Raw genomic sequence first — 22,986 nt, forward strand, 5'->3', positions numbered from 1 at the left:
GGCCCGCTTTAGCCGGGTATCGCCCGGGGAGGCTTCAGCAACGCCGAGCGAACTGTGCTGAAGCCGTTGCTTTCGAACGCAGCGGCGGGTCCCGTCCCTGGCGGTGCTGGGGGCCGCGCGAGGCGGCGGCGGGCGAGGTGTCGCTGCGGCTGCGCGACAACCGGGAACTGCCGGTCCAGCCGGTCGCCGACGCGCTGGCGCGGATCGGGCGGTGGTCGGCCCGCTCGGGCGAGCTGCTGCCGGAATGAGCCCCTCATTGAGCCCCGGCGGACCGGATCCGGTGTGCACCGGATCCGGTCCGCGCACGTCGACTGCCCGCCGGTCACCGGTCGGCGGTCGGCGCCGTCTCCGCTTGTTCGACCTGCTGGATGAGTTGCTTGAGGTGGGCGATCTCGTCGCGCAGGGCGGCCTGACCGGCGGCGGTGAGGGTGACCCAGGTGCGCGGCCGCTTGCCCTCGTAGCCCTTCTCGATCTGGATCAGCTCGGCCTTCTCCAGGACGGAGAGGTGCTGCCCGAGGTTGCCAGCGGTCAACTGCAGGGTGGTACGTAGGAAGCCGAACTCGACCTGGCGGGCCTGGTGCGCGATGGCCATGATGCCGAGCCGGACGCGCTGGTGGACGACGTCGTCCAGGCCGCTGGCGGGGTGACCGGTCATCACCCGCGAACCTCGGCGGTCGGCCGGAACAGGGCGAAGACGGCGGCGCCCAGTAGCAGCACCGCCGCCGGGACGAGTAGGTACGGCAGGAAGAACCACGGCGACGACGAGTGAATGACCTGGTTGCCCTGCACCATCCCGATCGCCAGGTAGACGAGGGTGTACGCCAGCAGCGCCCAGTGGCGTTCGACCCAGGCGAGCACCAGCAGCGCCAGCCCGATCACCGCCAGGGGACTGGCCAGCCCGTTAATGAGCCACACGGTCGGCCCGACCTTGATCTGCACCGGGTCGGTGGGGTCGGTGGGGACGGGAACGAGCGGGTGGAACGTCAACCAGATCGATACGGCCGTCATCAGGACGGCCAACGCGACGCCGACGACGACGTAGGGACGGATGGGGGTGCCCACGCCGCGCCGTCGGGACTGCCTTACGTAGAAGCCTGCGATCGCCGCGTAGGCGAGCACCAGCGCTACCGTCCAGTACCCGAGCTCCGTCGGGTTGGGCACCATACAGACGGTGTGCTGCGGGCGGGATCGGCAGGTGCCAAATAGGTCGAGGTAGGGGGCGTAGCGGTAGACGGGTATCGCGACCAGGGTGATCGTCGCGAAGACCAGCAGCGGGAACCAGGTGCCGCGCTGGGCGACACGGACCTGGCGCGTCAGGTCACGCACGGCCGCCAGCAGCTCGCGGGGGCTGCCCTCCTGGGAAGCGGATTCGTGTGCCATGAAGTTAGCTTTGCATTACAGACCTATCCGCGCAAGAGAGTACGACCGCTTTTCGCGGGCCATGCCGCGTTGGGCGATCCTGCACGGCCCGCGCCGCGGGCGGCCAGGTTTCTGTTTCGCGGATCATGAATCTCGTTCGTTAGACGCCAGGGCATCGGATGACCACCGAGGTCCACACCCTGTCCGACGGGCGCGGCCCGTTCGTTGGCCACCCGGATCACGCCCGGTCAGGACGCCCGACACCCGCCAGTTGGCGGCTCTACCCAACGACCAGATCGTCAACTGGAAGCGGCGCGGCCGGGCCGGCGGCAGACCGCCAAACTTCGACCGCGCCGTGCCCGATGGACATGATCCGCGAGACAGAACCTAGCGGTCGCTCTCCGGCCGGGCCTCGTGACCGGGCCGGCCCGGGGTCCGTCGCTGCTCCTTCATCTCCGCCTCGAACAGGTGCCGTCGCCCGTCGACCAGCTTGTCCCGGGCGTCCCGGTCCAGCTCGCGGAAGAACCCGTAGTAGTTGTCGTCGAAGTCCTCGACGATCTGGAAGGTCCAGCGCCCCGCGATCACGTTGCGACCGAGCAGGTCGGTGTCGATCCGGTCGGCGATGTCGTGGTGACCGGCCGCCCGGAACTGCGCGACCGCGTCGTCGAGCATGAGGTCGGCGTGGCCGATCAGCTGGTGCATTGAGTAGAGGTGCCCGCGCGCCCGCTCCACCGTCTCCAGCGCCTCGCTGAGCTTGCCCAGCGCGGCCACCGTCTCGTCGCTCACCCCGGCGGGCCGGCGGTGCCGCTGGTCGGGGCCGTCCGCGTGCTGTCCCATTCGTCCCTCCACGCTCCCGGTTGCGCCCGTACGCGCGCGGTTCTCCTTCTGCCCAGCCAGGACCGGGTCAATCCCGCCGGACGGGGCCGGCCGACGGGAGGGGGACCCGCTACCGGCCGAGCGGACGAGGCCGCGGAACCCTACCGGTGGTTAACCTCGGTCACCATGCGTGTGCCGTACTCCCAGGTCGCGACCCGGACCGCCGCGAACGCGGCGCGGTCCACCCTCGCCCTGCTCACTGCCACCGTCGGCGCCGGCGGCCTCGCCGCGGCCGCCGTCCGCCCGGGCCTGCTGGCGATGGTCGACCAGCACGCCGCCGCGGTACGCGACAGCCTCGACGGCGACAGCCGCCCGCTGACCCCGGCGGCCCTCGCCGGCTACGCGGAGGGGATCCGCGAGGCGGCCCGGGAGCACGACCTGCTCCCGCCCGCCGGCGCGGTCGACTGGACCGAGCCGGACTGGCTGCTCACCCGGCTGCTGGCGGTCTGCGCGCTGGCTCGCACGCTCGACCCGCGCTGGCTCGAACCCGCCTGACACGCAGGAAGGGCGCCCGCGCGCGCGGACACCCTCCCTGCGGTACGCCCCGACTCAGCTGCCCGGACTGCGGAACTGCTGGGTCTCGTCGACGTTGCCGGACTGGTACGTGCCCCGCCCGCCCGACATCGACCGGGCCTCCTCGGCGCGCGGCATGGCCTGGGTCCGCTCGCCGGCCCGGTCGGCCATCTGCCGGTTCATGTCGCCCTGCCCGGCCGCCCGGGCGCGACGGTGCTCCTGGACGGCCCGCGACTCCTCCGCCGCGCGGTCGAGCCAGCCGTCCCAGCGACTCTGCATCGGCTTCACCAGACCACCGCCGACGCCGACGATCAGGATGCCGGCGACCGTGGCGAGCACGGCGATCAGCACCGGGGTGGTCACCGTCGTGGCGATGCCCACCTGGTTCAGCGCCGCGATCACGCCGAGGGCCAGGATGAACACGGCCACCAGGTCGGCCAGCACCTTGCCGTACGACAGGCCGCCCAGGGCGCCGGTGACGAGATCCCGCACCGCGTTGGCGATGGCGGCCGCGACGACCACGATGACGATCGCCACGAAGGCCCGTGGCAGCCACGCCACCACCCCTCGGATCAGGTCACTGATCGCGTTGGGACCCCACACCCCGAACGCGAACTGCAACGTGAACAGCAGGACGGCGTAGTACGCGAGCCTGGCCAGGATGTCACTGGCGTCGTACTTCGTGCGTTCCAGCGCACGTTTGATGCCACCGCGTTCGACCGCGCGGTCGAACCCCACCCGTTCCAGTACCGTGTCCACGATCTTCAGGACCGCTCGGGCGATCAGCCAACCGACCACGAGGATGGCGATGAACGCGATGGCCCGCGGGATGAAGAGCAGGACCGACCTCCACATGTCGGCCACGGCGTCACCGATGTCGGCCTGCCTGACCGCGAGGGTTTTCGGCATGATGTCCCTCCTGTCCTATGGACTGCGACGCCCGCTTACCCCTTCGATCCGGTAGCACGCCGCGACGACCCTCGACAATTTCCCGACATCGCCCGCGAAAGCGGCCCTGACCAGGCCATTTGCCCCGCGCGCCGGCCCCTCGTACTCCATCGGGGGGCATGATCGGATCGTCCGCCGCAGGCTCCGGCTAGGCTGCGGGCATGCCAGGCACGGTCGGGCGAGTCCCCACGTCACCAGCCGCCGCTCCCGGACCGGCCCCGGTCTCGCAGGTGGCGGCGGCCGTGCTCGCCCACCCGTGGGCGGACACGCCGCTCGGCCCGCCGCAGGAATGGGACCCGGCGGTCCGCGGCATCGTGGACGTGCTCCTCTCCTCGCCGGTACCGATGGCGCTCTACTACGGCGACGACTTCCTGATGATCTACAACCAGGCCTACTCGGAGGTGATCGGCGACCGGCACCCCACCGCGATCGGTCGGCCCGCCCCCGAGGTCTACGCCGACCTGTGGCACACCCCGGGGGTCGGTGACGTCGTCGAGCGCGCCTACCGGCACGGTGAGTCCTTCCTCCAGCGGGAGTCGGTGCTGCCGGTGGACCGACACCTCGCCACCACCGGGGACCACGCCGTCTTCACCCGCGGCCACTCCCCCGTGCGGGACAGCGCCGGCCGGGTCGTGGGCGTGCTCACCGTCGCCGCGCAGACCACCCAGCTGACCCAGCAGTTGCAGAGCCTCAGCGACTTCGCCGCCGCGCTCTCCGGCACGCTCACCCTGGACGACGTGGCCCGGGTGACCCTGCGCTACGCGCTGCACTCCTTCGACGCCGACCGGGTGAGCTTCTCGGTCGACGACGGCCCGGCCTGGCGGACGGTCCGGCGGGTCCGCGGCGAGCTGCTCGACGAGGCGGACGAGCGGCTCCCGCCGCTGTGGCGTCCCGCCGCCGCCGACTCCCCCGGGCCCGTGGTGGTGACCGCCCGCAGCGGCGTGCCGCACTTCACCGCCGACGGTCAGCCGCTGCGGGACAGCGCGGTGGACCGGCACGACCAGAAGATCCGGGCGCTGGCCGCGCTGCCGCTGCGCTCCTCGGTGATCCGGGGCGGGCTCGCCGTCGCCTACCAGAGCCCGCACGTCTGGTCGGCGGCGGAACGGGCGCTGCTCGCCGCCTCCGCCGAGCTGGTCGGCCAGGCCGCCGAACGGGCCCGCCGGTTCGAGACCCAGCACGGCACCGCCCAGCTGCTGCAACGCAGCATGCTGCCCGAGCAGTTGCCGGCGCTGCCCCGGCTGCGCATCGCCGCCCGGTACGACCCGGGGGTCGACGGCAACGCCGCCGGCGGGGACTTCTACGACGCCTTCCTGCTGCCCACCGGCGGTCTCGGCGTGGTCCTCGGCGACGTGGCCGGCCACGACGTGCAGGCCGCCGCCCGGATGGGGCAGGTCCGCGCGGCGCTGCGCGCCCTGGCGCTGACCGACCCGCACCCGGACGCCGTGCTCGCCGGCCTGGACCGGCTGGTGGCCAGCCTCGGCACCGAGACCGGCACCCAGGAGCTCTTCGTCACCGTGGTCTTCGGCGTGGTCGACGCCGCCCGGGAGCAGATCACCCTGGCCAGCGCGGGCCACCCGCCACCGCTGATCCGGCGTTGCGCCCCCGACGGCACGGTCAGCGCCTCGTACGTGCCGGTGCCGGCGGCCGCCCCGCTCGGCCTGGGCTGCCGGCCCCGGACCACCACCGTGCCGTTCCGCCCGGGCGACACCCTGCTGATGTTCAGCGACGGGGTCGTCGAGCGGCGGCGGCAGAGCCTGTCGGTGGGGCTGGACGGCCTGGTCGCGGCGGTGGCCGACGCCGCCAGCGGCGACCCGCGGGCGCTCTGCGCCGTGGCCACCGCGGCGGTCCCCGGCGCCACCGAGGACGACGTGGCGGTGCTGGCGGTCGAGCACGCGCTCAAGCCGAGCCGCTCGGCGAGCATGGAGATGCCCGCCGAGCCGACCGCCCCCAGCCGGGTACGGCACTGGATGACCGGGCAGCTCACCCGGTGGCGGGTGCCCGAGGCGGTGATCGGGGCGGCGGTGCTGTGCACCAGCGAGCTGACCACCAACGCCCTGCTGCACGCCGGCACCGCGGCGCGGGTGGTGATCGACCTGAGCGCGGAGCGGCTGCTGGTCTCGGTCGCCGACTCCGGCACCAGGGGGGCGGTGACCCGTCCCCAGACGGAGACCCTGAGCAGCCGGGGCCGCGGCCTCGGCCTGATCGAACAGCTCAGCGACGCGTGGGGCACCGATCCCACCGTCCGCGGCTCGACGGTCTGGTTCGAGATCCTCATCCCGACCGATTGACGGGTGCGTCGGCGCGCCGCGGAAAGGGTAGGAGGACGCCATGAGCGGCGAACTCCCCACCGGCGTCCTCCTCGACGTCGACGGCACCCTGGTCGACACCACGTACCTGCACACGGTCAGCTGGTGGGAGGCGCTGCGACAGGCCGACCACCGGGTGCCGATGGCGCACATCCACCGGTCCATCGGCATGGGCTCGGACAAGCTCCTCGACCACCTGCTCGGGCCGGAGCGGAACCGGGCCGCCGACGGCCGGCTCCGGGAGGCCCACGACGGGTTCTTCGGCGAGTACTGGGAGCGGCTGGTGCCGCTGCCGGGGGCGGCCGACCTGCTGCGGGCGTGCGCCGCCTCGGGGCTGCGGGTGGTGCTGGCCACCTCGGCCGCCGAACACGAGATCACGGCGCTGCGGGCGGCGCTGGACGCGGACGACGTGATCGACACCGTCACCTCGTCGGCGGACGCCGAGGAGAGCAAGCCCGCACCGGACATTCTGGTCGCTGCCCTGGAGCAGTCCGGGCTCGACGCCCGGCGGGTGGTCTTCGTCGGCGACGCGGTCTGGGACGTCGCGGCCGCCGGCCAGCTCGACATTCCCTGCGTGGGGCTGACCTGCGGCGGGACCAGCCGGGGCGAGCTGGCCGGCGCGGGCGCGGTGGCCGTCTACGAGGACCCGGCCGACCTGCTGGCCCGGCTCGCCGACTCCCCGCTGGCCGGAGGGGGACGTACGTCACGCCGGGACAAGACGCACGGCGACGCTTAGCCCCCGGCACCACGGGGCACAGTCCCCCACCTCGCCCGCGGTCGCGGGCGAGGCGTGAGAGGTGGTGCCGTGGAGCCGGTCGACGTCGCGTTCGCCCTGGTCGGGGTGGGAGCCCTGCTCGCCGGGATCCTGCCCAGGGTGCTGGAGCGTCGCCCGCTGTCGATGCCGATAGCCTTTCTCGGCCTGGGCATGCTGGTCTTCCTGCTCCCCACCGGGCTGCCGACGCCGGACCCGCTGGCGTACCCCGAGGTGACCACCCACCTGACCGAGATCGGCGTGATCGTCGCGCTGATGGGCGCCGGGCTCAAGATCGACCGGCCGCTGAGTTGGCGGCGCTGGGCGTCGACGTGGCGGCTGCTGGCCCTCGCCATGCCGCTCTGCATCGCCGCGGTGGCGCTGCTCGGCTGGTGGTGGGCCGGGCTGATGCCGGCCGCCGCGCTGCTGCTGGGCGCGGCGCTGGCCCCGACCGACCCGGTGCTCGCCGCCGACGTGCAGGTCGGCGAGCCGACCGACGTGGAGGACTCCGAGGACGAGGTGCGCTTCGCCCTCACCTCCGAGGCCGGCCTGAACGACGGGCTGGCCTTCCCGTTCGTCTACGCGGCCATCGCCATCGCCAGCACCAGCCTCGCCCCGGCCGACTGGCTCGCCGACTGGTTCACCGTCGACGTGCTCTACAAGCTCGGCGTCGGGGTCGGCGGGGGTCTGCTGATCGGCTGGCTGCTCGGCAGGCTCTTCTTCCGCGCCCCCAGCGAGTTGCGGCTGGCCCGGCACGCCGAGGGCTTCCTCGCGCTCGCCGCGACCTTCCTGGCGTACGGGCTGGTGGAGGTCGTCGGCGGGTACGGCTTCCTGGCCGTCTTCGTGGCCGCCCGGGCGATCCGGGCTGCGGAGCGTACACACGAGTACCACACCGTGCTGCACGACTTCGCCGAGCAGATCGAGCGGCTGCTGACCGTGCTGCTGCTGCTGCTCTTCGGCGGCGCGGTGATCGGCGGGCTGCTGGCCCCGCTGACCTGGCAGGCCGCGGCGGTCGGGCTGGCGCTGGTCTTCGTCCTGCGACCGCTGTTCGGCTGGCTGTCGCTGCGCGGCGCGCCGGGCCGGCCGGCCGAGCACTGGGTCATCTCGCTCTTCGGCATCCGAGGGGTCGGCTCGCTCTACTACCTGGCGTACGCCACCACGAAGACCGACTTCCCCCAGGCCGACCTGGTCTGGGCCACGGTCGGCCTGGTGGTGATCGTCTCGGTGGTGGTGCACGGGGTCGCCGCCACGCCGGTCATGCAGTTGCTCGACCGCGGCGGCGAACGCACCACCGACGCCCCCGACCGGGAAGTCACCCCCGCCGGCGCCCGCTAGCTCGACGCGGGTGGGCCGGCGGCGTGCAGCTGGGCGGCGAGGGCGCGGCCGAGGTCGTGGCCGGAGCGCCATGCGCTCTGCACGCGGGGCTTGCCGAAGGCGTCGCCGGCGAGGCCGACCCGGTCGGCGTCGAGGTAGCAGGTGCCGTCGCGGCCGGGGGCGGCCGGCTTGGCGTACGTCCAGCGGTGCACGTGGGTCAGCTCGGCCGGCTCGGGCAGGCCGAGCAGGTCACGGACCGCGCCCTCGATCGCCGGGCCGGCCGCGGTGGGCTGCGCCAGGTGCCCGGCGGCGAACTCACCGGTGGTGTGCGCCACCAGCACCGGGGCGGCGTCGCCGCGCCGGTCGCCGTCGTCGCAGACCAGCGCCAGCACCGGGTGGTCGTTGACGAAGGCGCCCCGGAAGTCGGGCCACCGTCGGGACGGAAAGCGCAGCACAGCGGCGAGGGTGGGCGCCCAACGCTGCTCCTCGGCGGCGCGGCTGGCCCCCTCCAGCGCCGGGTCGAGCAGCAGCGCCGCCTGCGGGCCGGGCATGCACAACGCCGCGGCCGCGCACCGTCGGCCGTCCACCACCGGCCCGGGCTCGACCGTCATGACCAGCCGGTCCACCGTCACCGGCAGCTCCCGGGCCAACTCCTCGACCAGCGAGCGCAGGCCGCGGGGGGCGGCCCAACGGGTCGGACCGGGCACGTCTCGCCGGCCGTCCGGGCCGTACGCGACGAAGGTATCGGTCCACTCCCGGACCAGCCCGGCCGCCTCCCACCGCCGCACCACCTCGACGAAGTCGGGGTCGTCCGCGGTGAAGTACGCGGCGCCGAAGTCCGCGGGCCGTCCGTCGAAGCGTTTGCTGGCCATCCGCCCGCCCGCCACCCGGCCGCGTTCGCGGATCTCCACCGGCACGCCCGCCCGGACCAGTTCGCTCGCGCACGCCACCCCGGCGATGCCGGCTCCCACCACGATCACACCCGTTTCCACCCGGTGATCGTAGGTGCCGCGGGCCGGCCCGGCATGAAGGACCGACACTCGGGGTAGTGGTACACCTGTTCGAAGAAAGGGTGACCATCATGACGGACCGCAACCGGCAGCAGCCCGACCCGCAGGGCGCGATCAAGGACCCGGACGACTGGGTGACCGGCGAGGAGCCGCCGACCGCTGCCCAGGAGTCGTACCTGCACACGCTGGCTCGGGAAGCCGGCGAGGAGGTGCCGGACGACCTCACCAAGGCCGAGGCGTCCCGGCGGATCGACGAGCTTCAGGAGGAGACCGGCCGGGGCCGGTGACCTCAGCGCGGGGGCAGGCGGTGCAGCTCGACCTCCTCGAGCCGCCCCGCCGCCACCCGCGCGGTCAGGAACGTCGCGTACGGCTGGGCCCGCCGGTCGGTCGGCGAACCGGGGTTGAGCAGCCGCAGCCCGCCCGGGGCGACGCTGTCCCACGGAATGTGCGAGTGCCCGAAGACCAGCAGGTCGCGGTCGCCGAAGGCGGCGGCGCAGCGCTCCTCCCGGCGGGTCTTCGGGCCGGTCTCGTGGACCACCGCCACCCGCAGGCCGTCGAGCTCGACCCGGGCCACCTCGGGCAGGCGGGCGCGCAGCTCCGGGCCGTCGTTGTTGCCGTACACCCCGACCAGCCGACGGCTCCGGGCCTCGACGGCGTCCAGCAGCGCCACGTCGACCCAGTCACCGGCGTGCAGCACCACGTCGGCGGCCTCGATCGCCGCCCAGACGGGCGCGGGCAAATCCCGCGCCCGCTTCGGCACGTGGGTGTCGGCGATCACGGTCAGCCGCATGAGGTCATCCTGCCCCGTGGCGTCCGTAGCATGTGCGCTGTGGGCGACGTGACCGTGCGGCCGGTGGGCCCGCTGCTGCGGCAGTGGCGCCAGCGGCGCCGGCTGAGCCAGCTGGCCCTCGCGGTCGAGGCCGAGGTCTCCGCCCGGCACCTGAGTTTCGTCGAGACCGGCCGGTCCGCGCCGAGCCGGGAAATGGTGCTGCGGCTGGCGGAACACCTTGACGTGCCGCTGCGGGAACGCAACGAACTGCTGCTGGCCGCCGGCTACGCGCCGGTCTACCCGCACGCGACCCTCGACTCGCCCGAGCTCGGCCCGGTGCTGGACACGGTGCGACTGGTGTTGCGGGCGCACGAGCCGTACCCGGCGGTGGCGCTGGACCGGCACTGGAACCTGCTCGCCACGAACGCGGCCCTGCCGCTGCTCACCGCGGGGGTGGCGGCGCACCTGCTCCAGCCGCCGGTCAACGCCTTGCGGCTGTCGCTGCACCCGCAGGGGCTGGCCCCCCGGATCGTCAACCTGGCCCAGTGGCGGGCGCACCTGCTGGCCCGGCTGCGCCGGCAGGCCGCCCTGACCGGGGATCCGGTCCTCACCGCGCTGCACGAGGAGCTGCGCGCCACCCCGGGCGGCGGTCCGGACGCCAGCGGAGCGCCCGGCCCGGCGGACGTGGTGGTGCCGCTCCGGCTGCGCCACGACGGCGCCGAACTGCGTCTGCTGAGCACGGTCTCCACCTTCGGCACCCCGCTGGACGTGACCGTCGAGGAGCTCTCGGTCGAGTCGTTCTTCCCGGCCGACGAGGCCACCGCCGGGCACCTGCGCCGCGCCGCGCGCGGAGCGGCGCGGCGCGGCGGGTCAGGCGCCCTGACCCTGGTTCTGCATCAGCCCGCCGTCCATGAAGTACGTCGAGCCGGTGACGTAGTCGGCGTCGTCGCTGGCCAGGAAGACGGCCAGCTTGGCGATCTCGGTCGGCTCGGCGGCCCGCTTCCACGGGATGGACTGCACCTGCTCGTGCAGGTAGTCCGGATTGTCGATGGCCTCCTGGTTGAACGGGGTGAGCACCATCCCGGGCCCGATGTTGTTGACGTTCATGTGCATCGGGGCGACCTCCAGGGCGAGGCTCTTGGCCAGCTCCAGCATCCCGCCCTTGCTGGAGTCGTAGTCCGCGCCGCCGGCCCGGGCCACCTCCTGGTGGATCGAGGTGATGTTGATGATCTTCCCCTGTCCGCCCTGGTCCCGACGGTGCCGGACGAACCTGCGGCAGCAGAAGAACATGCCGTAGAGGTTGGTCCGGATGCACCGGTCCCAGGTCTCGGTGTCCAGGTCGGCCACCGGGATGCCGGACGCGTCCACCCCGGCGTCGTTCATCAGGATGTCCAGCCTGTCGAACTCGGCCAGCGCCTCGTCGAACATCGCCTCCACCTGGTGCTCGACGCTGATGTCGCCCTGCACCACCACCGCCCGCTGGCCGGCCTTCTCGATCTCGGCCCTGGTGTGGTTGGCCCCGGCGTGGTCGTGCAGGTAGTGCACCACCACGTCGGCGCCCTCGCGGCCGAACTCGATCGCGGTGGCCTGCCCGATCCCGGAGTCCGAGCCGGTGATCAGCGCGGTCCGGCCCGTCAGTCGTCCGGTCATGAGCGTGCTCCCTCCTCGGTTCCCGTACCGGTCGGCACGGGCTGGCGGCGGTGCTCGGCACGCGCCTGCGCCGCGGCCTCGGTGAGCCAGCCGGCGGCGTTGATCAGACCGATGTGCGAGAAGGCCTGGGGGAAGTTGCCCAGCTGCTCCCCGGTGGCCTGGTCGATCTGCTCGGCGTAGAGCCCGAGGTCGTTGACCCGGGCGACGAGCTGCTCGAAGAGCCGGACCGCCCGGTCCTGCTCGCCGGCCTGGGCGAGGCAGCTGACCAGCCAGAACGAGCAGATGACGAAGCCGGCCGGGTCGTCCTTCCAGCGGCGCAGCAGACCGTCGCGGGAGAGCTCCCGCTCCACCACGTCCATGGTGGAGCGCATTCGCGGGTCGTCCGCCGGCAAAAAGCCGACCAGCGGCATGATCAGCACCGAGGCGTCCAGCTCGTCGGAGCCGAAGGCCCCGGTGAACGCGCCGAGCCGGTCGTTCCAGCCGTACGTGAGGACCGCCGCGCGCACCTCGTCCCGGGCCTGCGCCCAGCGGGCCACGTCGGCCGGGTCGCCGATCCGCGGCCCGAAGCGCACCGCCCGGTCCAGCGCCGTCCAGCACTGCACGTTGGACGAGACGTAGTGCCGCTCGGCGTCACGCGCCTCCCACATCCCGGCGTCCGGCCGTCGCCAGTCCCGCACCGCCTGGTCGGCCAGGCTGTGCAGCAGGTGGCGGACGTCCGGCGACATCGGGTCCAGGTAGTGCCGCATCAGCCAGGCCGCGTCGAGGATCTCGCCGAGCACGTCGTTCTGCCGCTGCTTCCACGCGTCGTTGCCGATGAAGACCGGGCGGCTGTCGCCGTACCCGGCGAGGTGGGTGAGGCGGTGCTCGCTGAGGTCCCGCTCGCCCTCCACGCCGTACATGATGGGCACCGGGTCGTCGTCGATCAGGCCCATCGCCCGGGCCACCCAGCCGAACTGCCGGTTGGCCTCGTCCGGGCAGGCGGCCCGCCAGAGCGCCTGCAGGGTCAGGCTGAAGTCGCGGACCCAGACGAACCGGTAGTCGTAGTTGCGGTCACCGCCGAGCTCCTCGGGCAGCGAGGTGGTGGCCGCCGCGACGATCGCGCCGCTGGGCTGGTATGTCATCCCCTGCACCACCATGGCGCTACGCCGCACCTGGTCGCGGAACAGCCCGCGGTACTGGTCGCGGTGCAGGTCGGCCCAGGACCGCCAGCCGGCGACCGCGTCGGCCACCACCTGTCCGGCGTCGGGCAGCACGGGGTCGTCGCCACCGTAGGTCGGGGCGTACCCCAGGGTGAAGCCGTAGCTCTCCCCCGCCCGGACGGTGAACCGGCCGGTGGCGGTGCCCTGCGCGAGGTCCAGCGGCACGTCGCCGCGCAGGCCGAGCCGGCAGGCGCCGGCCGACGCGCCGATGATCCCGTCGGACTCCACCAGGTACGCGGTGACCCGCCCGTACTCGAACCGGGGCGCGTACTCGACCCGGACCGGCACCTCGCCGGAGAGGCCCTCGACCAGCCGGCCCAGCACCCGCGGCGAGCGCAGGCCGATGTCGTGGCCCCGGGCGCCCGGCTCCAGGGCCAGCGCGTCGGTCACCGCCACCGCACCACCGGGCGTGCTGAAGACGGTCCGCAGCACCAGCGTGTCGTCCAGGTAGGAGCGTTCGCTGGTGGCCGCGCCGTCGGGTCGGATCGTCCAGTGCCCCGCGCGGTCGTCGAGCAGCCGGCCGAAGACCGACGGTCCGTCGAAGCGGGCCGGGCACCACCAGTTGACCGAACCGTTCCGGTCCACCAGCACGGCGCTGCGCCCGTCCGCCAGGAAGCCGTGATCGCTGATCCGTCCGCTGTCCACGCCGGGGGCTACCCGGGCCGGCGGACCGGCATTCCTCCCGGCCGCGGTGTTACCGCCGCACCTCGACGGGAACACCGGCCGTTGACGAAGGAGGATGCTCATGACCAGACCCTCGAGCCCGACCGCCAGCTGGCGTCCCGGGATGCCGGGTGGCGACAACCTCCCGTCCGGTCCGGCCGGACGGCTGGGCACGCCGAGCGGGGACGGGCACGGCCCGGAGGCCGGGCCGCCGACCGTGACGATCGGGTCGTACCCGGACTACCCCTCCGCCCAGCGGGTGGTGGACTACCTCGCGGACAACCGGTTCCCGGTGGAGCACACCGCGATCGTGGGCACCAACCTCACCCTGGTCGAGACCGTGCTCGGCCGGCTTTCCACCGGGCGGGCGGCGCTGCTCGGCGCGGGTACCGGTGCCTGGTTCGGCCTCTTCATCGGCCTGTTGTTCGGCATCTTCACGGTCGGCAACTGGGTGGCGGTGATCCTGGTCGGGCTGGTCATCGGCGCGATCTGGGGCGCCGTCTTCGGCGCGGTGGCGCACGCCATGTCCGGCGGCCAGCGCGACTTCACCTCGGCGAGCTCACTGCGTGCCGGCCAGTACGCGGTGACCGTGGAGGCGAACCTGGCCGACCAGGCCCGGCAGCTGCTGGGGCGGATGCACCTGACGCCCACCGGCGCGACGGCCCGCTGAGCCGTACCAGCCACGCCCCCGGCGCACCCGCGCCGGGGCGTGGCCGTGGTTCACCGGTGGTACGCCAGCTCACCGGCCCGGATCGGCGCGTCGACCCGGTTCTCCGGTGGCGCCAGCGGGCAGGCCCACCGGTCGTCGTACGCGCAGCTCGGGTTGTAGAGGTAGTTGGCGTCCAGCCGGACCCGGCCGCCCGGCAGCACGGTCAGGCCGCGCCCGTAGGTGCCCTTGACCGTGTCGGTGAGGTACCGGCCACCGCCGTAGCTCTCCGTGCCGCAGGTGCCGTCGCGCAGCGGCACGAACAGTCCACCCCCGTACGCCTCGATCCACCAGAGGGTGAGCGGGCCCCACGGCGTCTGGGCAACCGCCACCCGCCGGTAGTCGACCACGCCGTCGGGGCCGCCGGTGTCGATGCTCTCGGTGCCCGAGGCGGGCCGCAGCGGCGCCTCCACCACGGCCTCCGGGTTCGGCGGGAACCAGCCCAGCCCGGTGAAGGCGGCCCGGTCGGCGGCCGGCACGGGGCTCTGCGGGTGCCCGGCGAACAGCTCGTCGCGGGCGGCGCGGAACCCGGCCAGGTCGAGCTCGGAGAGGTAGAGCCGGGCCACCTGTTCCCGCCAGTCGAGCAGTTCGAGATCGTCCACCCACCGAGCCTAGCCAGCGGTGGGGGCGTCCGGTCGGTCGTCGGTGGCGAGCCGCGCGTGCAGGTGCTCGTCGTAGCGGCGGTCGTCGCCGTACCGGTGGGACTCGCGCAGGTGGCCCTCCAGGCGGTAGCCGGCCCGTCGGGCGACCCGGCAGGAGGCGGCGTTCGGCACCGCGTGGCAGAGCTCGATGCGGTGCAGCCGCAGCGTGGTGAAGGCCCAGTCGGTCAGCGCGGTGACCGCCCGCAGCGCCACCCCGCCACCCCGGGCAGCGGCCACCGTCCAGTAGCCGATCGAGGCGTTGCCGTCGTGGATCTGGTGCAGCGAGACGGCCCCGAGCAGCGCGCCGTCGGCCGGGTGGGTCACCGCGAGGGAGATCCGGTCACCGCTGCCGTGGTCGGCGCGCCAGCGGATCCAGGCGGCCGCTGTGGCCAGGTCGGTGACGCGCTGCGGGTTCCACCGGGCGATCGCCGGGTCGGGCAGCGCGGCCAGCACGGCCGGCGCGTCGGTCGGGTGCCAGGGGCGCAGCAGCAGGCCGGGGGCGGTGAGGGTGACGTCGTCCACGGCCGGAGTGTGGCACGTGTGGGCCGCCGCGACTGCCCCGGGCCGGCTTTCCTTCAAATCGCAACGTCCCACTCACGGCGGGCCCAAACGCTCCTCGTAGGCACGGCTGCGGGGCGCTTGTTTAAATTTTAAAGAGTGCTACTCTGGGCACCATGACGGAGAGCCTGGACCGGGAGCGGATGGCCTGCTGGCGCGCCTACATCGAGTCGAGCCAGCGGCTGTTCACCCGGCTGGAGGACGACCTGCGCGGGGACAGCGAGCTCAGCTTCGCCGACTACCACGTGCTGGTCCTGCTCTCCGAGGCGCCCGGGCAGCGACTCCGGATGGGTGAGCTGGCCGACCGGCTCGTCTTCTCCCCCAGCCGACTGACCTACCAGGTGACGTCCATGCAACGACGCGGCCTGGTCGCCAAGGAGTCCTGCCCGCAGGACCGCCGGGGCAGCGAGGCGGTGCTCACCGCCGCCGGGCTGCTGACCCTGCGCGAGGCCGCGCCGCACCACCTGGCCTCGGTACGCCGCAACCTGATCGACGACCTCGACGACGCCGAGGTCGCCTGCCTCACCCGGGTCTTCGAGCGGCTCGGCCGGCGATTGCGCGCCGACCGCGACGCGTCGTCCACCCACAGCGACAGCTAAGGAGCCCGAGATGCCCGCCATCACCGTCGACGACGTCCTCGTCCTGCCCCGCCTGCCCCGGCTCGACGAGAGCACCAACTACCGCCCGGTGCGTCGCATGATCACCGCGCCGAGCGGCTACGAGGGCGAGGGCTTCCCGGTCCGCCGGGCCTTCGCCGGGGTGCCGATGACCGAGCTGGACCCGTTCATCCACCTGGACCAGATGGGCGAGGTCGACTACGCCCCGGGCGAGCCGAAGGGCACCCCGTGGCACCCGCACCGCGGCTTCGAAACGGTGACCTACATGATCGACGGGATCATGGACCACCAGGACTCGCAGGGCGGCGGCGGCACCATCACCGACGGCGACACGCAGTGGATGACGGCCGGAAGCGGCCTGCTGCACATCGAGGCGCCGCCGGAGCACCTGGTGATGAGCGGCGGCCTCTTCCACGGCCTCCAGCTCTGGGTGAACCTGCCCCGGGTGGCCAAGATGATGCCCCCGCGCTACCAGGACATCCGCGGCCGGGAGTCGGCGCTGGTCACCACGGCCGACGGCGGCGCGCTGATCCGGGTCATCGCCGGCGAGGTCGCCGGACACCAGGGCCCGGGGTCGACCCACACCCCGATCACCATCGCCCACGTGACGCTGCACCCGGGCGCCGAGCTGAACCTGCCCTGGCGGCCGGACTTCAACGCGCTGGTCTACGTGCTGGGCGGCCGGGGCACGGTCGGCACCGACGCGCGGCCGTTCCACACCGGGCAGCTGGCCGTGCACGGTCCGGGCGACGCGCTCCGGGTGACCGCCGACGCGAAGCAGGACGCCAACACCCCGGCGATGGACCTCTACATCATGGGCGGCCAGCCGATCCGGGAGCCGGTGGCGCACTACGGGCCGTTCGTGATGAACACCCGCGCCGAGCTCGTCCAGGCCTTCGAGGACTTCCAGGCCGGAAAGCTCGGGGTGGTGCCGGCCGAGCGGCTGCCGCACACCGGCGGCCAGGGCGAGCGCCCCTGACCCGACACGACCGACGGGCGCCCCGCGACAGCGGGGCGCCCGTCGCGCCTAGGAGACCGCGAAGATCCCGACGACGCCCAGAATGACCATGAGCAACACCGCCAGGACCGCGCCCCGTTCGCTCTCGACCGCCTGCGGGCGGTACTCGGACACGGAGTTCCTGGTCTCGGCGGGCATGCTGTGGCCTCCTCGGTGTTCGTGTCTGGGTGTGCGGTGGCCCTCACCCAGGCGTCGCCGGCGACGACCGGCGTGCGGACCCGGGGTGGGGGACCTACCGTGAGGACGTTGTCGAGCGACCTCGGGGGGCTGAAACGTGGCGATGCAGGACTGGTTCCTGACCGCTGAGGAACGCGCCAACCCGGTCTCGGAATTACCCGTCTGGACGACCGGAAACCTCGCCGAGCCATTGATTCACGGTGCCGCGTACTTCGACCGCCTGGTCACCGAGGTCGAGGCGCTCGGGCCGGGCGACCACCTCTTCTTCACCGACTGGCGGGGCGACCCGGACGAACGGTTGCGCCCCGACGGGCCCACCGTGGTGCAGCTCTTCGCCCAGGCCGCCCAGCGCGGCGTGGTCGTCAAGGGGCTGCTCTGGCGCTCCCACCTCGACGCGCTGTCCTACAGCGAGGCGGAGAACCGCAGCCTCAGCGAGGCGGTCTGCGCGGCCGGCGGCGAGGTCCTGCTCGACCAGCGGGTGCGCCGGGGCGGCTCGCACCACCAGAAGCTGGTGGTGCTGCGGCACCCGGGCGCGCCGGAGCGCGACATCGCCTTCGCCGGCGGGATCGACCTGTGCCACAGCCGCCGCGACGACGCCGAGCATCGGGGCGACCCGCAGGCGGTCGTCATGTCGCCGAGGTACGGCCCGCACCCGCCCTGGCACGACGTGCAGCTCGCGCTGCGCGGGCCGGTGGTGGGAGCGCTGGACACCATCTTCCGGGAGCGCTGGACCGACCCGATGCCGCTGGACTCGGAGAACCCGCTGGCGTACCTGCGGGACCGGCTGCGCAAGGCGGACCTCAGCCCGGACCCGCTGCCCGCCCAGCCCGCCGATCCGCAGCCCTGCGGCCCGCACCACATCCAGGTGCTGCGCACCTACCCCGCGGTACGCCCGCGCTACTCCTTCGCCCCGGACGGCGAGCGCACCGTGGCGCGTGGCTACACCAAGGCGGTGCGCCGGGCCCGCCGGCTGATCTACCTGGAGGACCAGTACCTCTGGTCGACCGAGGTGGCCGAGCTCTTCGCCGACGCGTTGCGCCAGCAGCCCGACCTGCACCTGGTGGCGGTGGTCCCCCGGCACCCGGACGTCGACGGCCGGCTGGCGCTGCCGCCGAACATGGTCGGCCGGGAGCAGGCGCTGTCGCTGTGCCAGAAGGCGGCCCCGGAGCGGGTGCACGTCTTCGACGTCGAGAACCGGGCGGGCGAGCCGGTCTACGTGCACGCCAAGGTCTGCGTGATCGACGACGTCTGGTCGAGCGTCGGCAGCGACAACTTCAACCGCCGGTCCTGGACGCACGACAGCGAGCTGTCCTGCGCGGTGCTCGACGAGACCCGAGACGAGCGGGAGCCCGCCGATCCGGCGGGCCAGGGCGACGGCGCCCGGGTCTTCGCCCGGGAGCTGCGGCTGCGGCTCTGGCGCGAGCACCTGGACCGCGACCCCGACGGTGGGGAGGACGACGACCTGCTCGACCCCGCGGCGGCGGTACGGGCGATCACCGCGTCCGCCGACGCGCTCCAGCGCTGGCACGACTCGGGCCGGCATGGTCCCCGCCCGCCGGGGCGGCTGCGCCCGCACCGGCCGGAGCGGCTGGCCTGGCGCACCCGGCTCTGGGCGCTGCCCGCGTACCGGCTGGTCTACGACCCGGACGGCAGGCCGCTGCGGGCCCGGCGCGACGGCACCTGGTGAACCGGCCGCTCGTTGCCGGACCGGAGGGCCGGCGTCGGGTACGGGCTGAGACCGCCCGGGTAGGCGAACGCCGTGCGCGGTGAGTAGAAGCCCCAGGCGATCAGCAGCGGGTTCTCCGGGCGCAGCGCGTAGATCGGGTGGCTGGGGTCCAGGAACTCCACCGACTCGATCTCGAATGGCGTGACCGGCTCGGAGACGAACGGGTAGATCGCACTGTGCAGTTGCCCGTCGCGCATGGTCAGGTAGCGGTTGTGGCCGGCGCGTACCTGGTGGCCGGTCTCCCCGATCCGGGCCCGGGCCCGGATCAGCGGCACCCCGTCGGCCTCGGTCTCGGCGACCAGCAGGTCGCCCCGCACGTCGATGGTGGTCCGGCCGGCCACGGCGGGAGCGCCGCGGGCCTGGGCGTACGCCCGCACCCGGGGGCTGGAGTTCACGTAGTGCGTCCACCAGCCGCCCGGGGTCACCCCGTCGGGGGCGTCCACGCCGCTGAGCGCCACACCCAGGTAGGTCAGGGTGTAGGCGCCGAAGCCGGAGGTCTGGGCGGCGTCCTCGACCACGTACTGGTTCATGAAGACCAGCCGGTCCGGCCGGGGTGACAGCCCGGCCGGGACGAGCGCGGCGACCGCGTCGGGATCCGCCGGCAGCCAGCTGAAATGCAGGGTGCGGCTGTCGACGACGAGCTGCGGATCCGCGGGATTGAGCACGGCGCCTCCGTACCAGGGGATGTTCACCCGCGACGTTACGACCGGTCCCATCGACGGGACAACGACGGAAAGGCGACACTGGGCGCCCACTGTCGGATGTCACCTTGACCGCTCGACCGGCGACCGGACCCGGACGGCTCGACGGGGGTGGATGGATGGTGCGCACCGTCGGCCGGTCGGCCCCGGTAAGCGTGATCACAAGGCCGATGAGTTATGCCCGTTACAGTGCTTTCCTGCCCGTAAATAACTTAAGTACATCAGCCTTTCGGCTAGATTTCCCTGCGACGATCAGGTTAAGGTGAGTCCCGAACGGCCCATCTGAAGCTAAACCAAAGCGTCACGTCTTTTTGCCCGCGGACGAGGTGCAGGGAGGACCACCAATGACCGCGTCAACCATCAGCGAGCAGGCGACCACAGTGCCGTCCACCACCGAGAAGCTGGACCCGCGCGCGCTCACCGACAGCGCCGCCGACCTCCTCAACGCGATGGCCGCGCTGCCCGCCAAGCATCCCTCCCGCGCCGCCCTGCGGGACAAGGCCATCGAGGCGTGGCTGCCGCTGGCCAACCACCTGGCCCACCGCTACAGCGGTCGCGGCGAGCCCACCGACGACCTGGCCCAGACCGCCGCCGTCGGCCTGATCAAGGCGATCGACAAGTTCGACCCGACCCGCGGCGTCGACTTCGCCGGCTACGCCATCCCGACCATCATCGGTGAGCTCAAGCGGCACTTCCGGGACCGCACCTGGGACATCCGGGTGCCCCGCCGCCTCCAGGAGCTGCGGCTGGCCATCTCCGACGCCAACAGCTCGCTGCTGCAGACCCTCGGCCGCTCGCCGACGGTCGCCGACATCGCCGCGCACCTCAAGCTCACCGAGGAAGAGGTCCTGGAGGGCCTGGAGGGCGCCCGCGCCTACAACGCGGTGTCGCTGTCCACCCCGACCGGCGACGGCGACCGCGCCACCGAGCTGGGCGACATGCTCGGCGGCGAGGACAACGAGTTCGAGCTGGCCGAGCTGCGGGTCGCCCTCGGCCCGGCGCTGGCCACCCTCGACGAGCGCGAGCAGAAGATCCTCACGCTGCGCTTCTACGGCAACCTGACCCAGTCGCAGATCGCCGAGCAGATCGGCGTCTCGCAGATGCACGTGTCCCGGCTGCTCGCCCGGGCGCTGACGAAGCTGCGGGGTCAGCTCGACGGTACGTACTAGGGGGGGTCGACGGTGGCCGGGTCGGCGGACCCGGCCACCGTCGCGTTCCTCAGGGCCCGGTCGGCGGTTCGCCGGCCGGGCCTTTCCGTGCCTTCCCCGTCGCGGCTCAGCACCAACAGGTCGATCAGCACCAACAGGTCGAGAGGTACGCCGACGGGGCCCGGCGCGCGCCGGGCCCCGTCGGATCGACCGTCAGCGGGCAGCGGGCTCCCGCCACATCGGGTAGAACGGCGTGCCGTCGGGCAGCCGGAACGGCTCCCGGACCTGGTAGCCGTGCCGGGCGTACAGGTCGCGGCTGCGCTCGCTGCTCGCCTCCAGATAGCCCGGCACCCCCTCGGCGTCCAGCGTCGCGTGGTGGTGTCGCAGCAACGCCGTGCCGATGCCCCGACCCTGGCACCCCGGGGCGATCGCCAGGAAGGCCAGGTGGTGGTGGGCGTCGTGCGGGTGGCTGGCCTCGAAGAGCTCGTCGAGGTGCTGGAACCTCGGGGTCCACTCCCCGCAGGACGCCGCGACCCGGGCGTCGTAGTCGGCCGGCGGCGGGACCGGCTCGCCCACCTGCGGGAGCCAGACCGCCACCCCGGACCGGTCCGCGGTGGCCTGGACCAGGCCGTGGCGCATGGCGTGGTCGATCAGGATCTCGAAGTTGTCGGCCAGCACCGCCTCCCGCTTGGCGTCGTCGGGGACGAGCCACCGGGTCACCGCCAGCGGTTCGAAGGCGGCGGCGATCAGCTCGGCGACGGGGCGGGTCTCGTCCGCCCCGAGCCGCTCGATCGGTACCTCGGTCACCGCCGCGCCTCCACCGGATCGGCGACCGCACCGACGCCGGCCGCCGCGCTCTCCGCGCCCAGCCCGATCCGGGCGTACACGCCCGGACGGCTGCTGCGCAGCGCCAGGGCCCAGAGGGCGCCGAGCACCGCGGCGACCGGGTAGACCGCCGGGATGATCCAGCGCAGCGACGAATCCGGGGCCACGCCGAGGAGGGTGGCGAAGTTTGCCACCGCCACCACCACGATGACGGTCAACGCGATGGCTGCGAGGCCCGGGGCGATCGCCCGACGCCAGAGGGTCTCCGCCGCGCCGGTGCGGGCGAAGAACACGATCACCGCGACCGAGGTGGCGGCGATCAGCAGCAGGACGCCGAACCCGCCCCCGGTGCCGCCCCAGAAGAAGAGCTGCACCAGCGGGTCCCAGCCGGCCACCGCATAGAGGACGATCACCGCCAGGCCGAGCAGGCTCTGCGCCAGCGACGCGACGCGCGGTGCGCCGGTGCGCGGCGAGGTCCGCCCGAACACCGCCGGCAGCACCCGCTCGCGGCCGAGGGCGAAGGCGTACCGGGCGGTGGTGTTGTGGAACGAGATCATCGCGGCCAGCAACGAGGTGAGGAAGAGCGCCTGGCCGATGGTGACGGCGGTGTCGCCGAGGTGCTCGCCGGCCAGCCCGAAGATGAGCCCGGTGCTCTGCTCGCGGGACGCCTCGACGATCTTGTCCGGCCCGGTGGCCACCGTCATCGACCAGGACGAGAAGGCGTACAGGGCGGCGATGATGGCGACCGAGAGGTAGGTGGCCACGGGCACGGTCCGCTTCGGGTCCTTGCTCTCCTCGCTGAAGACCACGGCGGACTCGAAGCCGGTGAAGCCGGTGGCTGCCAGCACCAGGATGGCGCCGACACCCGGCACGAAGAGGTTGTCCGGCGAGAGGGTGCTGAAGCTGACCGAACCGCCGGCCGGGTGGGTCACCTGTGCCAGGTCGAAGACGAGGATCACCGCGATCTCGGCGATCAGCAGCACGGCGAGCACCAGGCCGTTGATGTCCACCCGGAGCACGCCGAGCGCGGCGACCAGCGCCCAGGCGACCAGGGCGACCACCCACCACGCCGGGCTGCCGCCGAAGAGCTGGGTCAGCACGGGCTCGGCGGCGGCGCCGATCGCGCCGTAGAGCCCCACCTGGAGCGCGTTGTAGGCGATCAGCGCCACCCAGGCCGCGGCGACACCGGCCGGGCGGCCCAGTCCGCGCGCGATGTACGCGTAGAAGGCGCCCGCGTTGGCGACCCGCCGGGCCATCGCGACGTAGCCGACCGAGAAGAGCGCGAGCACCGCCGCGATCACGAGGAAGGCCAGCGGGATGCCGGTGACGCCGGTGACCGCGTAGCCGGTGGTGACCACGCCGGCGACCACGGTCAGCGGCGCGGCGGCGGAGAGGACGAAGAAGATGACGGAGGGGATGCCGAGCCGGCCACGGGCCAGGGCGTCGGAGACGTTGCTGGGTCGTTCCAGCGTCGTTGTCGGGGGCATGGGGGCTACTCCGGTTCGAGGGGA

Annotated in this window: 24 protein-coding genes and 2 pseudogenes; 12 read left to right on the plus strand and 14 right to left on the minus strand. The window is 73.3% G+C overall.

Annotation, left to right across the window (positions count from 1 at the left end):
• Positions 1 to 79: 79 nt before the first annotated feature.
• Positions 80 to 248: pseudogene (locus AC5RWQ_RS14935) on the plus strand (threonine--tRNA ligase); the annotation flags it as partial.
• Positions 249 to 322: 74 nt separating this feature from the next.
• On the opposite strand, the gene AC5RWQ_RS14940 reads toward AC5RWQ_RS14935, so the two are convergent.
• The 3 genes from AC5RWQ_RS14940 to AC5RWQ_RS14950 all read right to left on the minus strand — a co-directional run bounded on the left by AC5RWQ_RS14940 (position 323) and on the right by AC5RWQ_RS14950 (position 2,196).
• The gene (locus tag AC5RWQ_RS14940) at positions 323 to 655 is read right to left on the minus strand and encodes a winged helix-turn-helix domain-containing protein (RefSeq protein ID WP_494283319.1); all 333 of its coding nucleotides are present in this window, start codon (positions 653 to 655) and stop codon (positions 323 to 325) included.
• Entirely contained in the window at positions 655 to 1,380 is a 726-nt protein-coding gene (locus AC5RWQ_RS14945) for a hypothetical protein (RefSeq protein ID WP_494283320.1), read from the minus strand. The genes AC5RWQ_RS14940 and AC5RWQ_RS14945 overlap by 1 nt, the downstream gene beginning before the upstream one ends.
• 366 nt (positions 1,381 to 1,746) lie before the next feature.
• The gene (locus tag AC5RWQ_RS14950; RefSeq protein WP_494283321.1) at positions 1,747 to 2,196 is read right to left on the minus strand and encodes a hypothetical protein; all 450 of its coding nucleotides are present in this window, start codon (positions 2,194 to 2,196) and stop codon (positions 1,747 to 1,749) included.
• 165 nt (positions 2,197 to 2,361) lie between these two features.
• On the opposite strand from AC5RWQ_RS14950, the gene AC5RWQ_RS14955 reads away from it, so the two are divergent.
• A complete protein-coding gene (locus AC5RWQ_RS14955) occupies positions 2,362 to 2,730 on the plus strand; it encodes a DUF6401 family natural product biosynthesis protein (protein ID WP_494283322.1) in 369 nt (122 codons plus the stop codon).
• Between the two features lie 54 nt (positions 2,731 to 2,784).
• Here the strand turns inward: AC5RWQ_RS14955 and AC5RWQ_RS14960 are convergent, their stop codons facing one another.
• Positions 2,785 to 3,657 carry a mechanosensitive ion channel family protein gene (locus AC5RWQ_RS14960; protein WP_494283323.1) on the minus strand — a complete coding sequence of 291 codons (873 nt, stop codon included), beginning with the start codon at positions 3,655 to 3,657 and terminating at the stop codon, positions 2,785 to 2,787.
• Between the two features lie 200 nt (positions 3,658 to 3,857).
• On the opposite strand from AC5RWQ_RS14960, the gene AC5RWQ_RS14965 reads away from it, so the two are divergent.
• The 3 genes from AC5RWQ_RS14965 (at position 3,858) to AC5RWQ_RS14975 (ending at position 8,088) form a co-directional block, all read left to right on the plus strand.
• Positions 3,858 to 5,984 (plus strand): ATP-binding SpoIIE family protein phosphatase, encoded by a 2,127-nt coding sequence (locus AC5RWQ_RS14965; protein ID WP_494283324.1) that lies wholly within the window; start codon positions 3,858 to 3,860, stop codon positions 5,982 to 5,984.
• 40 nt (positions 5,985 to 6,024) lie between these two features.
• Positions 6,025 to 6,738: an HAD family hydrolase gene (locus AC5RWQ_RS14970; protein ID WP_494283325.1), complete on the plus strand. Its 714-nt coding sequence runs from the start codon at positions 6,025 to 6,027 to the stop codon at positions 6,736 to 6,738.
• A 69-nt stretch (positions 6,739 to 6,807) separates the two neighbouring features.
• The gene (locus AC5RWQ_RS14975; protein ID WP_494283326.1) at positions 6,808 to 8,088 is read left to right on the plus strand and encodes a cation:proton antiporter; all 1,281 of its coding nucleotides are present in this window, start codon (positions 6,808 to 6,810) and stop codon (positions 8,086 to 8,088) included.
• Here the strand turns inward: AC5RWQ_RS14975 and AC5RWQ_RS14980 are convergent.
• Complete coding sequence (locus AC5RWQ_RS14980; RefSeq protein ID WP_494283413.1) at positions 8,085 to 9,047, minus strand: NAD(P)/FAD-dependent oxidoreductase; 963 nt, start codon at positions 9,045 to 9,047, stop codon at positions 8,085 to 8,087. The genes AC5RWQ_RS14975 and AC5RWQ_RS14980 overlap by 4 nt on opposite strands.
• 101 nt (positions 9,048 to 9,148) lie before the next feature.
• Between AC5RWQ_RS14980 and AC5RWQ_RS14985 the strand changes: the two genes are divergently transcribed.
• Positions 9,149 to 9,364, plus strand: a complete 216-nt coding sequence (locus tag AC5RWQ_RS14985) for a DUF3072 domain-containing protein (protein ID WP_334484584.1) — start codon at positions 9,149 to 9,151, stop codon at positions 9,362 to 9,364.
• Positions 9,365 to 9,366: 2 nt separating this feature from the next.
• Here the strand turns inward: AC5RWQ_RS14985 and AC5RWQ_RS14990 are convergent, their stop codons facing one another.
• Entirely contained in the window at positions 9,367 to 9,867 is a 501-nt protein-coding gene (locus AC5RWQ_RS14990; protein ID WP_494283327.1) for a metallophosphoesterase family protein, read from the minus strand.
• 30 nt (positions 9,868 to 9,897) lie between these two features.
• Here AC5RWQ_RS14990 and AC5RWQ_RS14995 point away from each other — a divergent pair.
• Positions 9,898 to 10,698, plus strand: a pseudogene (locus AC5RWQ_RS14995) (MmyB family transcriptional regulator); the annotation flags it as partial.
• A gap of 18 nt (positions 10,699 to 10,716) precedes the next feature.
• On the opposite strand, the gene AC5RWQ_RS15000 reads toward AC5RWQ_RS14995, so the two are convergent.
• Both AC5RWQ_RS15000 and AC5RWQ_RS15005 read right to left on the minus strand, forming a co-directional pair.
• Positions 10,717 to 11,496, minus strand: coding sequence for an SDR family oxidoreductase (locus AC5RWQ_RS15000; protein WP_494283328.1), 780 nt, complete (start codon positions 11,494 to 11,496; stop codon positions 10,717 to 10,719).
• Complete coding sequence (locus AC5RWQ_RS15005) at positions 11,493 to 13,340, minus strand: glycoside hydrolase family 15 protein (RefSeq protein ID WP_494283329.1); 1,848 nt, start codon at positions 13,338 to 13,340, stop codon at positions 11,493 to 11,495. Before AC5RWQ_RS15005 ends, AC5RWQ_RS15000 begins: the two co-directional genes overlap by 4 nt.
• Positions 13,341 to 13,440: 100 nt before the next feature.
• Between AC5RWQ_RS15005 and AC5RWQ_RS15010 the strand changes: the two genes are divergently transcribed.
• Positions 13,441 to 14,028, plus strand: coding sequence for a YflT domain-containing protein (locus tag AC5RWQ_RS15010; RefSeq protein WP_494283330.1), 588 nt, complete (start codon positions 13,441 to 13,443; stop codon positions 14,026 to 14,028).
• Positions 14,029 to 14,078: 50 nt separating this feature from the next.
• Here the strand turns inward: AC5RWQ_RS15010 and AC5RWQ_RS15015 are convergent, their stop codons facing one another.
• Positions 14,079 to 14,666, minus strand: coding sequence for a DUF1684 domain-containing protein (locus AC5RWQ_RS15015; protein ID WP_494283331.1), 588 nt, complete (start codon positions 14,664 to 14,666; stop codon positions 14,079 to 14,081).
• Between the two features lie 9 nt (positions 14,667 to 14,675).
• Positions 14,676 to 15,227, minus strand: a complete 552-nt coding sequence (locus tag AC5RWQ_RS15020; protein WP_494283332.1) for a GNAT family N-acetyltransferase — start codon at positions 15,225 to 15,227, stop codon at positions 14,676 to 14,678.
• 152 nt (positions 15,228 to 15,379) lie between these two features.
• Between AC5RWQ_RS15020 and AC5RWQ_RS15025 the strand changes: the two genes are divergently transcribed.
• Positions 15,380 to 15,862, plus strand: a complete 483-nt coding sequence (locus AC5RWQ_RS15025; protein ID WP_494283333.1) for a MarR family winged helix-turn-helix transcriptional regulator — start codon at positions 15,380 to 15,382, stop codon at positions 15,860 to 15,862.
• 10 nt (positions 15,863 to 15,872) lie between these two features.
• The gene (locus tag AC5RWQ_RS15030; protein ID WP_494283334.1) at positions 15,873 to 16,859 is read left to right on the plus strand and encodes a pirin family protein; all 987 of its coding nucleotides are present in this window, start codon (positions 15,873 to 15,875) and stop codon (positions 16,857 to 16,859) included.
• 48 nt (positions 16,860 to 16,907) lie between these two features.
• On the opposite strand, the gene AC5RWQ_RS15035 is transcribed toward AC5RWQ_RS15030, so the two are convergent.
• The gene (locus AC5RWQ_RS15035; RefSeq protein ID WP_494283335.1) at positions 16,908 to 17,036 is read right to left on the minus strand and encodes a hypothetical protein; all 129 of its coding nucleotides are present in this window, start codon (positions 17,034 to 17,036) and stop codon (positions 16,908 to 16,910) included.
• A gap of 136 nt (positions 17,037 to 17,172) precedes the next feature.
• Here AC5RWQ_RS15035 and AC5RWQ_RS15040 point away from each other — a divergent pair, with 136 nt between their 5' ends.
• A complete protein-coding gene (locus AC5RWQ_RS15040; RefSeq protein WP_494283336.1) occupies positions 17,173 to 18,762 on the plus strand; it encodes a phospholipase D family protein in 1,590 nt (529 codons plus the stop codon).
• On the opposite strand, the gene AC5RWQ_RS15045 is transcribed toward AC5RWQ_RS15040, so the two are convergent.
• Positions 18,711 to 19,466, minus strand: coding sequence for a hypothetical protein (locus AC5RWQ_RS15045; protein ID WP_494283337.1), 756 nt, complete (start codon positions 19,464 to 19,466; stop codon positions 18,711 to 18,713). The two genes, AC5RWQ_RS15040 and AC5RWQ_RS15045, sit on opposite strands and share 52 nt — an antisense overlap.
• Before the next feature lie 380 nt (positions 19,467 to 19,846).
• Here AC5RWQ_RS15045 and AC5RWQ_RS15050 point away from each other — a divergent pair, with 380 nt between their 5' ends.
• Positions 19,847 to 20,671 carry a SigB/SigF/SigG family RNA polymerase sigma factor gene (locus AC5RWQ_RS15050; protein ID WP_494283338.1) on the plus strand — a complete coding sequence of 275 codons (825 nt, stop codon included), beginning with the start codon at positions 19,847 to 19,849 and terminating at the stop codon, positions 20,669 to 20,671.
• 192 nt (positions 20,672 to 20,863) lie between these two features.
• Here AC5RWQ_RS15050 and AC5RWQ_RS15055 read toward each other — a convergent pair whose 3' ends face one another.
• Complete coding sequence (locus AC5RWQ_RS15055) at positions 20,864 to 21,457, minus strand: GNAT family N-acetyltransferase (protein ID WP_494283339.1); 594 nt, start codon at positions 21,455 to 21,457, stop codon at positions 20,864 to 20,866.
• Positions 21,454 to 22,962 carry an APC family permease gene (locus tag AC5RWQ_RS15060; protein ID WP_494283340.1) on the minus strand — a complete coding sequence of 503 codons (1,509 nt, stop codon included), beginning with the start codon at positions 22,960 to 22,962 and terminating at the stop codon, positions 21,454 to 21,456. The genes AC5RWQ_RS15055 and AC5RWQ_RS15060 overlap by 4 nt, the downstream gene beginning before the upstream one ends.
• Positions 22,963 to 22,986: the final 24 nt, after the last annotated feature.

Source organism: Micromonospora sp. BS32 (assembly GCF_059089345.1).